Source organism: Paenarthrobacter sp. YIM B13468 (assembly GCF_042788025.1).
GTDB lineage: Bacteria > Actinomycetota > Actinomycetes > Actinomycetales > Micrococcaceae > Arthrobacter > Arthrobacter aromaticivorans.
Genome location: NZ_JBHZPI010000010.1, coordinates 172,041 through 184,900, shown reverse-complemented (window position 1 = coordinate 184,900; position 12,860 = coordinate 172,041). Strand labels below are relative to the sequence as shown.

The window sequence follows — 12,860 nt, the reverse complement described above, 5'->3', positions numbered from 1 at the left end:
AGCTTAGCTATCCCGGAATTCGCCCGCCAGCGCTGGAAAGCAGGCCCAACCAATACACACGTTTTGTCCTATAACCCAAGTTACCGGCGCTTTGCTCCGTGGCTTACTTCCGCGCCAGCGTGCCGGTGCAGGGTCAGGCTGTCCGCTGTGCTGACGAGCATCAGGACAGCCATGGCGATAAATGCCCCTTTGTAGGCCGCTACCTGGTCCGCCCCGAGCACATCCGTTGACTCGAACAGCCTCAGGAACAACGCGCCCACGGCGATACCTGCCGCAGCCGCCAGCTGTACGAGGGTGGCGGATATGGCGTTGGCCGAGGGCAGCTGCCCCGGGACGATATCGGCATACTGCACGGAGGCGTAGGCCGAGAAGCCTATGGATCGGAAGGCACCGCTGAGCAGCAACAACGCGAAAATGAGGGGCTCGGGTGTTTGGGCATTCAGCAACGCACACAAGGCAAACGTCACGGCCGACGCCAACGATGCAAAGACGAGCACCGGTTTGAACCCGAACCGCCTTATCAGGGGTGTGGTGGCAGGCTTGATCCCGATGTTGCCCACGAAGACCGCGGCGACCATGACCCCGGCTTTCAACGGATCCCAGCCAAATCCATCCTGAAACATCAGAGGCAGCAAGAACGGAACCGAGCTGATGGTCAGCCGGTAAATGAAACCGCCCGTGGATGTCGACCTGAAAGTCCTGGTGCCAAATACGCTGAGGTTGAACAGCGGAACCCTTGCTTTGCTCATCCACCAGACGGCGCAAGCCAGGGACACCACGCCGGCAGTCACCACCACAACAGCCAGCAGATTGGATGCGTGTCCGCCCAGCGTTTCCAGCCCCACCACAAGGGAACCCACGCCCAAGGTAGTCAGCAACAGGCCAAACCAGTCAAGACGGCGTTTGGCATCAAATTGAGTCCGCGGAACCAACCTCAGTGCCGCAATGAAGGCAGCCAGGCCGAGGGGGACGTTAATGATGAAGATCCAATGCCACGACAGGAAAGTTGTGAGGGCGCCGCCCACCATGGGAGCCAGAACGGGGGCAAGAAGGCCTGGCCATACCAAATAGGCCGTGGCACGGAGAAGTTCGGATTTGGGCGTGCCCCGCAAAACCACCAGGGTGCCCACGGGAACCATCATGGCACCGCCCGCCCCCTGCGCCACCCGACTCAACGTCAGCATGGTCAAGTCGGTGCTTACTGCGCAGAAAAGGGAGGCAATAGTGAACACCGATATAGCCAGGCAAAATATCCTGCGGGCGCCGAACCGCTCGGCAAGCCAACTGCTCAACGGGATCCCCATTGCCACCGTCACCAAATAGGCAGTCATCGTGATGTTGATGTCGGCCGGCGCCGCCCGGAAATCGGCTGCAATGCTGGGGATGGCCGTGGTGAGGATAGTTCCGTCGAGAAACTCCATGAAGAACGTTGCCGCCACAAGCAATGCCAAGCGCGGGCGCCAACTGGTTTCAGTGGCCGCTTCGACGTCGGTGTTGCTCGGTTTTGTGCTCATGGCTCCGGTCCAAGTCTTGTCTGGTGGCCCGCATCGGCAGGCGGGCGTTTTTGCTCGATCCTCGTCTTTGCTCGATCCTATAGAGGCGCGGTGGGAGCGTTCACAACATGACGGTTTTCAGCGCAGTACCCGCCTGCGCGCTAACCCGCCTGAGCCAGGGCGAGCGGTAGCACTGCACCTACCCCGGACCGCCTGAGCGCCCTCGCCGCAACGGTCAGCGTCCAGCGGCTGTCGACGAGGTCGTCCACCAAGAGCACTGGTTGGTCACCAATGCCTGCGAGCGCTTGTGACAGTTCCGGGCCAACCGCAAAACGGTCCCATACTCCCGCGAGCCTGTAAGCGCTGTTCCCGCCACGTGATCCTGTGGGGCCTCCGTGCTCTGGCTGCAGTTGGCCCAGGTAAGGCATCCGCCCTATGCCGGCGATTCCCTGCGCCAGGGAGTCCACAAGTTGTGGCTTGCTCCTTGAGGGAATGCTGACAACGGCCGCCGGGCGCCCCACCCCGCTCCAGGCAGTTCCGCCGTCGGCCCCTGACCATTCGCGCAGCACCTGAACGCAGGCCTGCAGCATAGCGGGGTCCACGGACCGATCGGGTGCCCCCGCAGCAAAGAGCTCGCGGAGCGCACCACCCCAGCCCAGGTCCGTCAGCCTTGCCAGGACACGGCCTTCGGAAATGCTTTCGTCCGGCTTGATCTTGCCTTTGACTCCCACACCCAGCCTGTCCATTCCGCTGGGCCATTGGAGCCGCGGCTCCACCACGATCCCGGCTCGGCGCAGCGTCTGGCCTGCTGCATCAACCGCAGCCGCCGCAATGTCCACTGAGAACCAGCGTCCAGCACAGTTGTCACAACGGCCGCAAGGGGCGGCGGTCTCGTCATCGAGCACCGAGGTGATGTACTCCATGCGACAACCTGCGGTGTCCTGGTAAATCACCATGGAGTCCTGCTCATCCACGCGGGCTTCGGCAATGCGTGCATATCGCTCGGCATCGTAGCTCCATGACCGTCCGGTAGCCTGCCAGCCGCCGCCCACGCGTTCAACTGCCCCGTCAACGGCCAAGACTTTAAGGAGGAGTTCCAGAGGCGTGCGCCGAAGGTCCACCCGGGCTTCCAGCGCCACCGTGGACATGGCGCCGTTAGCCTCACCAAGTACCCTCAGGACGGCGTCAGCCTTTTCGGCTGAGGGCATGGAGGCGGTGGCGAAATACTGCCATATTTCCCGGTCCTCGGAGCCTGGAAGCAACAGGACATCGGCGTTGGCTGCGCCTCGGCCGGCTCGACCAACCTGCTGGTAATAGGCGACCGGCGAGGACGGCGCCCCGAGGTGAATGACGAAACCCAGATCCGGCTTGTCGAATCCCATCCCCAACGCCGAGGTGGCCACAAGCGCCTTGACCTGGTTGTCCTTGAGGAGTTGTTCTGCCCGCTCCCGATCGGCCGGATCCGTCCGGCCGGTATAGGACAAGACATTGTGTCCAGCCTCGGAAAGAAGCCGGGCAGTGTCCTCTGCGGCTGAGACGGTCAGCGCGTAAATGATTCCGCTGCCGGGTAGGTCCGCCAAGTGCGTCAGCAGCCAGCCCAGGCGATCGCGGGAGTCGGACAAGTTGAGAACGCCGAGCCGCAGCGACTCGCGGCCCAGTGCACCGCGGATGGTCAACACTCCTGCGCCGAGTTGTTCCTCGATATCGTGAACAACGCGGGAGTTGGCGGTAGCCGTGGTGGCGAGGACTGGAACCGATTTGGGCAGTTGGGCAATGAGATCGGCGATGCGCCGGTAATCGGGCCTGAAGTCGTGGCCCCAATCCGAAATGCAGTGGGCTTCATCAATAACGAGCAGTCCGGTCCTCCGGATCAGCTCGGGCAACTGGTTCTCCCTGAACGAGGGATTGGTGAGGCGCTCCGGCGACACCAGAAGAACGTCTACCTCGTCAGCTGCCAACTGGGCCAGGACAGTATCCCATTCAAGTGCGTTGGCCGAGTTGATAGCCACTGCCCGGACTCCCGCCCGTGCGGCCGCTGCTACTTGGTCCCGCATGAGCGCGAGAAGAGGGGACACGATCAGCGTGGGACCCGCACCGCGCTGGCGCAGCAACAAGGAGGAGACGAAGTAGACCGCGGATTTTCCCCAACCCGTGCGTTGGACCACCAAAGCGCGGCGCCCCGCGTCCACCAATGCCTCAATGGCCTCGAACTGGCCGTCATGGAAATCTGCTTCAGGGTGCCCCACTAGCTCACGAAGACAAGCCAAAGCCCTCTGGCGGGTAGGGGATTCCACGGAAACAGCGGCATTTGGGGAGGTGTTGGCCATGGACCAAGTATCCCAGCAGCCCCTGACAGCCAGAACCCGTGGCCCCGGCTATGTGGAAAGCGGCTCGCCAGTGGGACTGGTTTTTCCACATAGCAGGCTCCCCGGTTCATGCTCAATTGCGCTACCACAGTAGGATTGAGCCCGTGACTAGCGAGCAGAACAAGAACTTCGACCTCTCGGCTTCCTTCAAGGCGTACGACGTCCGGGGCATCGTGGGGGAATCCATCACGGCTGAAATCGTCGAGGCGGTCGGTGCTGCCTTCATCGACGTTTTGGGTCTTGAAGGTGAAACCGTCCTTGTTGGTGGAGACATGCGCCCGTCCTCGCCGGAGTTCAGCCAGGCCTTCGCGAACGGTGCTGCCAGGCGCGGCGCCAACGTCCAGTTGCTGGACCTCATCTCCACAGACGAGCTCTACTATGCCTGCGGCGCCCTGAATGCAGCCGGTGCCACATTCACCGCCAGTCACAACCCGGCCGAATACAACGGCATCAAAATGGCCAAGGCCGGGGCGCAACCGATTTCCTCCGAGAGTGGCCTGAAGGAAATCCAGGTCCTTGCCGAGCAGTACCTGAACGAAGGCAGCATCCCCGCGGCAGCGGTGCGCGGGCAGATCGGTGTCCGGGACGTGCTGAGGGACTACTCCGAATACCTGCGCCAGTTGGTGGACCTCTCCGGTTCCCGTCCATTGAAGATCGTCGTGGACGCCGGCAACGGCATGGCCGGACTAACCACCCCTGCAGTGCTCGGCAACAAACTCCTCCCGGCCCTGCCGTTCGAGATCATCCCGCTCTACTTCGAACTGGACGGCTCGTTCCCGAACCACCCGGCCAACCCGTTGGAACCCGAAAACCTTCGTGACCTCCAGGCGGCAGTGATCAAGCACGGGGCAGACATCGGCCTTGCCTTCGACGGCGACGCTGACCGCTGTTTCGTGATCGACGAAAAGGGCGAGCCAGTCTCCCCGTCGGCAATCACCGGCATGGTCGCGCGCAGGGAGATCGCCCGAGCCCAGGCATCCGGGGAAGAAACCCCGGTGATCATCCACAACCTGCTCACGTCCAAGGCAGTTCCCGAGCTCGTGGCCAAGGACGGCGGCCGGGCAGTCCGGACCCGCGTGGGGCATTCATTCATCAAAGCCGTGATGGCCGAAGAAGGTGCCGTGTTCGGCGGGGAGCACTCTGCGCACTTCTACTTCCGTGATTTCTGGAACGCGGACACCGGCATGCTCGCCGCGATGCACGTCCTGGCAGCCCTGGGCGAGCAGGACGGTCCCCTGTCCGAACTCGGACGCCAGTACGAGCCCTACGTCTCCTCCGGTGAAATCAACTCCGAGATCGACGACAAAGCCGGCGCCGTGGAGCGGGTCCGCCTCGATTTCGAGAACGATGACGTCGAGATCGACCACATGGACGGCAGCACTTTCAGTGCCAAGGACGGCAGCTGGTGGTTCAACCTACGCCCCTCCAACACCGAGCCCTTCCTCCGCCTGAACGCCGAAGCCAAAGACCTCCCCACCATGGAAAAAATCCGGGACCGCGTCCTGGCCCTGGTCCGGGCATAGGGAGCGTCAAACATGAGCGAGCAGCCCATCGACGACGCCGGTTCCACCGGGACCATCCAAGAGCGTGAACTCCGGGAGATTCTGGGGACTGCTCTGGGAACTGCCCAGGAGCACATTCTGCAGAACGGCGGCTTTCTCCCCTTTGGCATCACACTTTCGCACGAAGGTGAGGTGCGGATTGTCATGGTTTCTCCAGGAGAGCCGGACGAGGACGGTCACATTGATGCGGGGGCAATGTTGATGGATGTCCAGGAATTACTTCGCCAGGGTCGGAACGACTACCGGGCCGTGGCCATCGCAAGTGACGTCGCGCTGCCCGAGCATGGCTCGGACGGCATCCACGGCACCGCCGAGCACCGGGATGGTGGGGTCATGGCAGCCGTAATCCCCTATGTCCACACAGCCGATGGCTTCTCCTTCGGCGCCCTTGAGCCTGACACCCATGAGCCCTCGCTCTGGGTGGACTAGACCTGACTACGTAAGCTGATGCCATGAAAATCAACGCTTTCGCAGACGTGAGCCTCCGCGCCGTCATGGTGTTGGCGTCCGCCCCTGAGGGTACGTTGCTGACAACCCAGGCTGTTGCCGACGCCGTGGGTACTCCGTATAACCATGTCAGCAAGGCTATGGTCCGATTGCGCAGCCTTGGATTGATTGATGTGGAACGAGGCCGCTTGGGTGGGTCACGCCTGAACGAAGCAGGACGCCAAGCAACCGTTGGCCAGCTCCTTCGCCACTTGGACAGCCGGCAGGATCCCGCCGAATGCCAGTCCCCCAACCATGACTGCCCCCTCATCACAGAGTGCGCTCTCCGGCACGCAATGAACCGGGCCCGCGAAGCGTTCTATCGTGAGCTCGACACCGTCGTCATCTCGTCCCTGCCCCATGCCCGGCAGATGAATCCGGTCTTCCAAACAATAGGCCTCCGGCCGGAATTCAGGTCCCCCGCAACCCTGCCCTGACGGCGCGCGGACGCCATGGCGTTCAGCGATTTGCACATCTTTTCTACAAAGAGTAGAAATTGAGGTGTAAATATAAGCATTCGAAATGCTTGTATTGTGATGGTTCGAATGACCCAACCGGACCCCTACCCCCAGGAGAATCATGCTCTCGGAAAAATCCCGCCCCATTATTGAAGCCACCCTTCCCCTGGTCGGCTCGCGTATTGGCGACATCACCGCAGACTTCTACAATCGCCTCTTTGCAGCGCACCCCGAGTTGCTCGATGGACTATTCAGCCGCTCCAACCAGCGCTCGGGCGATCAGCAACAGGCACTCGCCGGGAGCATCGCCGCCTTCGCAACCCATCTGGTGAACAACCCGGGCACGCTCCCGGAAAAGGTCCTGGCCCGGATCGCCCACAAACACGCCTCACTGGGCATCGCCGAAGAGCAGTACGGAGTGGTCTACGAACACCTCTTCGCAGCAATCGCGGCCGACTTGGCGGACGTCATTACACCGGAAATCGCCGAGGCATGGACGGAAGTCTACTGGCTGATGGCAGACGCCCTGATCAAGCTTGAGAAGGACCTCTATGCCTCCCAGTCAAACAACAAGATGTGGATGCCTTGGCGCGTGGTTTCCAAGGTAACGGCTGGCAAGGACGCCATGACATTCACCTTGGAACCTGCCGACGACACTCCCGTAACGCCGGCCCTTCCCGGCCAGTATGTGAGCGTCAAGGTCGCCCTCGCTGACGGCTTGCGCCAAGTACGGCAGTATTCACTGTCAGGCGACGCCGGCACCAGCCGGATCTTCACCACCAAGCTAAACGACGGCGGCGAGGTGTCCACCGCCCTGCATACCGCCGTCGAACCTGGCGACGTGCTCGAAATTTCCAACCCCTATGGCGAGATCACCCTCAAAGAAGGCGAGGGGCCGGTTGTGCTCGCATCGGCGGGGATCGGGTGCACGCCGACGGCCTCAATCCTGCGTTCCCTGGCTGAGGCAGGCACTGATCGCCAGGTTCTTGTCCTGCACGCCGAACGCTCCATGGACAGTTGGGCTCTGAGCGGCCAAATGACGGCAGACGCTGCGAGCATTGACGCCGAACTTCAGCTCTGGCTTGAGTCGCCCCAGCCCGGCAACGAAGTGCACAGCGCCAAGGCAGGCTTCATGTCCCTGAGGGAAGTCGACATGCCGGCAGACGCTTCCTTGTACCTCTGCGGGCCGTTGCCTTTCATGAAGAAGATTCGCGACGAAGCGATCGAGGCCGGGATTCCGGCCACCCGGATCCACTACGAAGTGTTCGGCCCTGACGTCTGGCTCGCGAACTAGTCAAAGCAAGAGCCAGGACAAAAGCAACAAGCACGACGGCGGCCCGTCACTTTTCCAGCGAAAAGTGACGGGCCGTCGTCGTTCACTTAAGAACGCCGTTGTCCTTAAGAGGTCTAGCCCAGACGGCTCTTGAGGCCGTCCAGCTCGGACCGCAGCGCCGCGGGGAGGGACTCGCCGAAGTTGGCGAACCATTCCTCGATGGATGCCAGCTCGGTGGTCCATTCGTCGGCATCCACACGGACAGCTGCCTCGACCTCGGCCGGGGTCATGTCCAGGCCTTCAAGGTCGATGCTGTCGCCGGTCGGAACGAAACCGATCGGCGTTTCCACAGCGTCCGCCTTGCCTTCGAGCCGTTCAATGGCCCACTTCAGGACGCGGGCATTGTCACCGAAACCAGGCCAGGCGAAGCCACCATCAGCAGTACGACGGAACCAGTTGACCAGGAAGATCTTGGGCAGGCGCTCCGGGTTGGCCTTCGCCGACAGGTTCACCCAGTGGTTCAGGTAGTCGCCTGCGTCGTAGCCGATGAACGGCAGCATTGCCATGGGATCGCGGCGGACAACACCTACGGCGCCAGCTGCAGCAGCCGTGGTTTCGGAGGAAAGCGTGGCACCCATGAAGATACCGTTGGACCAGTCGCGGGCCTCTGTGACCAGCGGGATGGTGGTCTTACGACGGCCTCCGAACAGGATTGCCGACAGCTCCACGCCGTCCGGGCTGAAGTACTCCTCGGCGAGCATGTCGATCTGGTCGATCGGCGTGCAGAAACGGGAGTTGGGGTGTGCGGCCGGGGCGTCGGAGTCCGGAGTCCAGGACTCGCCGCGCCAGTCGGTCAGGTGCGCCGGAGTTTCCTCCGTCATACCTTCCCACCACACGCCGCCGTCATCGGTCAGGGCAACGTTCGTGAAGATGCTGTTGCCCTTGGCGATAGCGCGCATCGCGTTCGGGTTGGTTCCCCAACCGGTGCCCGGGGCTACGCCGAACAGGCCAGCCTCAGGGTTGACGGCACGGAGCTCGCCTTCCTTGCCAAAACGCATCCAGGTGATGTCATCGCCAAGAGTCTCAACCTTCCAGCCCTTGATGGTGGGGTCGAGAAGCGCGAGGTTGGTCTTGCCGCAAGCAGACGGGAAGGCTGCGGAGACGTAGTAGGTCTTCTGCTCAGGCGAGGTCAGCTTGAGGATGAGCATGTGCTCGGCCAGCCAGCCTTCGTCGCGGGCCATCACGGAGGCGATGCGCAGGGCGTAGCACTTCTTGCCAAGCAGCGCGTTTCCGCCGTAGCCCGAACCGAAGGACCAGATAGAGCGCTCTTCAGGGAAGTGGACAATCCACTTGTCCGGGTTGCACGGCCACGCGACGTCGGCCTGACCGGGTTCCAGGGGTGCGCCCAGCGAGTGGAGGGCAGGCACAAAGAATGCATCGGTCTGCGTGATGCGGTCCAGGACGTCCGAGCCGATGCGGGCCATAATCCGCATGGAAGCTACAACGTAGGCGGAGTCAGTGATCTCAACGCCGAACTTCGGGTCCTCTGCATCCAGGTGGCCCATGACGAAAGGAATGACGTACATGGTGCGGCCGCGCATGGAGCCGGCGAACAGTCCGCGCAGCTTCTGCTTCATCTCCGCCGGAGCCATCCAGTTGTTGGTAAAGCCAGCGTCGCGCTCGTTCTCGGAGCAGATGAAGGTCTGCTCCTCTACACGGGCAACGTCAGCCGGGTCAGAGAACGCCGCGAAGGAATTCGGGAACGTTTCCGGGTTCAGCCTCGTCAGGGTGCCGGCCTCGACGAGTTCGTCGGTCAGCTTCTTGTTTTCTGCTTCGCTGCCATCAACCCAGTGGATGCGGTCCGGCTGAGTCAGCTCGGCAACTTCCTCGACCCAGGCCAGCAGGCGTGCATGCGTAGTAGGTGCCTTCTCAAGCAGCGGCAGTCGCGCCAGATCGCCCATTGCGGTTCCCTTCCTCGGGTTCAGTGGTGTGTCCTAAACGATAGGGGGCGCGGACCAGACCAATTCGTTGTCAGACATCGGACCTTCGAAGGCTTCAAAACGAAAAACCCCTAGAATTCAAGGTTCCAATTTCAGAGAAGGGCGTTTTAAGTGAGGAAGGTCACATAGACCGGTCTAGTTGTGTAGATTACAGCTTTTCGATTTGGAACTTCACATGAACTTCTGTAAAGTTTATTGAGGTTCGAGGGGGTCAGAGAAACAGACCGCCGAGAATCACACGAAATGCGCCCATAGCTCAGCTGGATAGAGCGTCTGTCTACGGAACAGAAGGTCAGGGGTTCGAATCCCTTTGGGCGCACAGATGAAGACCCGCACCGGTTCGCCGGTGCGGGTCTTTTGTTTTCCCGCTCACCCAAGTAAGTAGCAGCAGTGCGCGTTTAGAGCACGCTAAACGCGCACAACTGCGACTCAGTTGGGCCGGCCGCGCGCAGAAACGCAAGGGCCGCCGTCGTACTTTCCGAAAAAGTACGACGGCGGCCCTTGCCATCAGTGGGAACGCCTACTCCCCCACGGCCTCGCTGATGCGGCGCCGAATGCCGTCGAAATGACGGTTGAGCAGCTCGGCTGCGAGGACCTTGTCTCCCGCTGCAACGGCGGCATAGATATTGCGATGGATGGCGGCCGTGTTTGCCAGGTCCTCGTTACCCGCGCCGATCTCTACGTGGATCTTCCGGTATACCTTCCAGAAGACCCCCATCAGGTTGATCAGCAGCTCGTTGTTCAGGGGTTCGAATAGCCGGCGGTGGAACTCGGCGTCGGCGGCCACGAAGTTCTCACCGGCGGCGGCGAGTTCTTCCATTTGCTTCACGGTTTCCTCGATGGACGCGAGCTGCTCTTTGGTCATCACATCGATAGAGGAGCCGATCAGCCCAGACTCCAAGGCCTGCCGCACGTCCACCAGCTGCAAGGCTTCGAGTCCCTGGTGTCGGAGGGAAAGCCGACCCCGGAATGTCAGGCCATCAGCCAAAGCATCGAAGTTGCTGGGCGCCACGAACATCCCGAAGCCATGGCGGATCTCGATCACACCCAGGGCCTGCAACACTTTCAGGGACTCACGCAACGTATTGCGCCCCACACCGAGGGCGACTGAAAGCTCGTTCTCCGTGGGCAACGGGTCACCCGCCTCGAGCTCGCGCTCAAGGATGAGTTCCATAATGTCCGACTGCAATGCACGCAGCCGGGCCTGTGCACTGAACCGCGCTTGCGGAACGACACCGGAAGTTGTCATGGCGCTCTCCTTGCCGATGCACTCTTCCCAGAGAGGCCTGTGAACCTCGGATGCAGAAGGAGTGCGGTGTTAATATTGAGGCGAGCTTTATGCCCACCGCAGATGAGTGACTCGCAACATACAATATCGGATGTCCCACCTCCTTGATAGGTATGTCTTCGGAATTCCTCGAGAATTCCGCCTTCGGGTACCCGGGCAGCGAGGAACCCGCGGGTTTCCACCTTCCCAGGCAGCCTCACCGTGATCCATTTCTCACTTGACGTCCCCTTGTGACCACCCTTACAGTTTCAATACGAGCATCGGACGTCCTACATCCGATAACCCACGACAGTCGAATGGTGAGGCACCCTATGAGCAAGACCATCAACAGCCTGCCGCTGGTCAATGACGCCAGCCGCCGGAACTTCCTCAAGCTGAGCGGCGCAGTTGGTGCAGCCGCCGCCTTCACGGCGACCCTTTCTGCGTGCGGCGGCGCTGCCAGCACCACCACGGGGAACGCAGCGAACACCGCTGCTGTGAACAAGGACCTCATGATCGAAGCTGGCATCTCCTACGCCCTCTCCACAGGCTTTGACCCGCTGAGCTCCTCGGGAGCTACACCGATGGCAGCCAACCTGCACATCTTCGAAGGCCTCATCGAGCTGCACCCAGCTACCCGCCAGCCATACAACGCGTTGGCAGCCTCGGATCCCAAGAAGATCAACGACACCACCTACCAGGTGACCATCCGCGACGGTGCCAAGTTCCACGACGGCTCTCCCGTCACTACCGACGACGTTGCCTTTTCCTTCACCCGCGTGATGGACCCGGCGAACAAGTCGTTGTTCTCCCAGTTCATCCCCTTCATCCAGGACGTCAAACCCCTGGACGCCAAGACCGTGGAATTTACCCTCAAGTACGCCTTCCCCGGCTTTGGACCGCGTATCTCCGTTGTGAAGGTCGTCCCCAAGGCACTCGCCAGCGATCTGAAGGCCTTCGACGCCAAGCCAGTCGGCTCCGGCCCCTACAAGCTGGTGTCCGCAGTCAAGGACGACAAGATCGTCTTCGAAGCATTCGCCGACTACAACGGCCCCAAACCTGCGCTCGCCAAGGGCATGACCTGGCTCCTTCTTTCGGACGCTGCCGCCCGTGTTACTGCTGTCCAATCCGGCCGCGTTCAGTCCATCGAGGACGTTCCCTACCTGGACGTCGACGGCTTGAAGTCCAAGGTCAAGGTGGAATCCGTCCAGTCCTTCGGCCTGCTGTTCCTCATGTTCAACTGCGCCAAAGCCCCGTTCGACAACAAGTTGGTCCGTCAGGCATTGCATTATGGCCTGGACAAGGATGCCATCATCAAGAAGGCCTTGTTCGGCAACGCCAAAGCCGCCAGCTCCTACTTCCAGGAAGGCCACCCGGACTACGTCAAGGCCAAGAACGTCTATGGTTTTGACACGAAAAAGGCCGAAGACCTGCTAAAGCAGGCCGGCGTCACGAGCCTCGAATTCGAGCTCCTCACCACGGACACCGCCTGGGTCAAGGACGTTGCACCGCTGATCCTTGAATCCTGGAACAGGATCCCCGGGGTCAAGGTCACCGTCAAGAGCCTCCAATCCGGCGCCTTGTACAGCGACCGCGTGGGCAAGGGCGACTACACCGTGGTTGCGGCCCCGGGTGATCCATCAGTGTTCGGCAACGATGCGGACCTGCTGTTGAGCTGGTTCTACTCTGGCGCCACATGGATGGAAAAGCGTGCCTTCTGGACCACCCCTGAGCGCGCCAAATTGCAGGAACTCATGAACAAGGGCTCCCAGGCTTCCGGCGAGGAGGCCAAGAAGGTCGTGGGCGAAATCGTGGATATGGTCTCTGACGAGGTTCCCCTGTATCCGGTCCTGCACCGCCAGCTTCCCAGTGCGTGGGACGAGAAAAAACTCAAGGGCTTCCAGCCTCTGCCCACCACCGGGTTGTCATTCATCGACGTCGGACGTACCGCCTAG

Annotated in this window: 9 protein-coding genes and 1 tRNA gene; 6 read left to right on the top strand and 4 right to left on the bottom strand. The window is 61.4% G+C overall.

The features are described from left to right. Positions 1-80: 80 nt before the first annotated feature. Positions 81-1,514 (bottom strand): MFS transporter, encoded by a 1,434-nt coding sequence (locus ACFX4T_RS11900; protein ID WP_377652040.1) that lies wholly within the window; start codon positions 1,512-1,514, stop codon positions 81-83. Between the two features lie 140 nt (positions 1,515-1,654). Next, positions 1,655-3,820: a RecQ family ATP-dependent DNA helicase gene (locus ACFX4T_RS11895; RefSeq protein WP_377652038.1), complete on the bottom strand. Its 2,166-nt coding sequence runs from the start codon at positions 3,818-3,820 to the stop codon at positions 1,655-1,657. Between the two features lie 143 nt (positions 3,821-3,963). Between ACFX4T_RS11895 and ACFX4T_RS11890 the strand changes: the two genes are divergently transcribed. From ACFX4T_RS11890 to ACFX4T_RS11875, 4 genes are all read left to right on the top strand, one after another. Next, on the top strand, positions 3,964-5,382 hold the full coding sequence (locus ACFX4T_RS11890) for a phosphomannomutase/phosphoglucomutase (protein ID WP_377652036.1): 1,419 nt from the start codon (positions 3,964-3,966) through the stop codon (positions 5,380-5,382). 12 nt (positions 5,383-5,394) lie between these two features. Then, on the top strand, positions 5,395-5,850 hold the full coding sequence (locus tag ACFX4T_RS11885; protein WP_377652034.1) for a hypothetical protein: 456 nt from the start codon (positions 5,395-5,397) through the stop codon (positions 5,848-5,850). A gap of 23 nt (positions 5,851-5,873) precedes the next feature. Beyond that, positions 5,874-6,344 carry an Rrf2 family transcriptional regulator gene (locus tag ACFX4T_RS11880; RefSeq protein WP_216921342.1) on the top strand — a complete coding sequence of 157 codons (471 nt, stop codon included), beginning with the start codon at positions 5,874-5,876 and terminating at the stop codon, positions 6,342-6,344. Between the two features lie 142 nt (positions 6,345-6,486). Beyond that, complete coding sequence (locus tag ACFX4T_RS11875) at positions 6,487-7,659, top strand: globin domain-containing protein (RefSeq protein ID WP_377652032.1); 1,173 nt, start codon at positions 6,487-6,489, stop codon at positions 7,657-7,659. 113 nt (positions 7,660-7,772) lie between these two features. Here the strand turns inward: ACFX4T_RS11875 and ACFX4T_RS11870 are convergent, their stop codons facing one another. Continuing rightward, positions 7,773-9,599 carry a phosphoenolpyruvate carboxykinase (GTP) gene (locus ACFX4T_RS11870; protein ID WP_377652030.1) on the bottom strand — a complete coding sequence of 609 codons (1,827 nt, stop codon included), beginning with the start codon at positions 9,597-9,599 and terminating at the stop codon, positions 7,773-7,775. A gap of 284 nt (positions 9,600-9,883) precedes the next feature. Between ACFX4T_RS11870 and ACFX4T_RS11865 the strand changes: the two genes are divergently transcribed. Further along, positions 9,884-9,957 (top strand) — tRNA-Arg (locus ACFX4T_RS11865). Between the two features lie 201 nt (positions 9,958-10,158). Here ACFX4T_RS11865 and ACFX4T_RS11860 read toward each other — a convergent pair. Continuing rightward, the gene (locus tag ACFX4T_RS11860; protein ID WP_377652028.1) at positions 10,159-10,887 is read right to left on the bottom strand and encodes a FadR/GntR family transcriptional regulator; all 729 of its coding nucleotides are present in this window, start codon (positions 10,885-10,887) and stop codon (positions 10,159-10,161) included. Between the two features lie 350 nt (positions 10,888-11,237). Between ACFX4T_RS11860 and ACFX4T_RS11855 the strand changes: the two genes are divergently transcribed. Then, a complete protein-coding gene (locus ACFX4T_RS11855; protein ID WP_377652026.1) occupies positions 11,238-12,860 on the top strand; it encodes an ABC transporter substrate-binding protein in 1,623 nt (540 codons plus the stop codon).

Excerpts from the sequence above, each read along its gene's own strand:
- ACFX4T_RS11900 (WP_377652040.1), bottom strand. The coding sequence starts at position 1,514 with ATGAGCACAAAACCGAGCAACACCGACGTCGAAGCGGCCACTGAAACC.
- ACFX4T_RS11895 (WP_377652038.1), bottom strand. The coding sequence starts at position 3,820 with ATGGCCAACACCTCCCCAAATGCCGCTGTTTCCGTGGAATCCCCTACC.
- ACFX4T_RS11885 (WP_377652034.1), top strand. The coding sequence starts at position 5,395 with ATGAGCGAGCAGCCCATCGACGACGCCGGTTCCACCGGGACCATCCAA.
- ACFX4T_RS11880 (WP_216921342.1), top strand. The coding sequence starts at position 5,874 with ATGAAAATCAACGCTTTCGCAGACGTGAGCCTCCGCGCCGTCATGGTG.
- ACFX4T_RS11875 (WP_377652032.1), top strand. The coding sequence starts at position 6,487 with ATGCTCTCGGAAAAATCCCGCCCCATTATTGAAGCCACCCTTCCCCTG.
- ACFX4T_RS11870 (WP_377652030.1), bottom strand. The coding sequence starts at position 9,599 with ATGGGCGATCTGGCGCGACTGCCGCTGCTTGAGAAGGCACCTACTACG.
- ACFX4T_RS11860 (WP_377652028.1), bottom strand. The coding sequence starts at position 10,887 with ATGACAACTTCCGGTGTCGTTCCGCAAGCGCGGTTCAGTGCACAGGCC.
- ACFX4T_RS11855 (WP_377652026.1), top strand. The coding sequence starts at position 11,238 with ATGAGCAAGACCATCAACAGCCTGCCGCTGGTCAATGACGCCAGCCGC.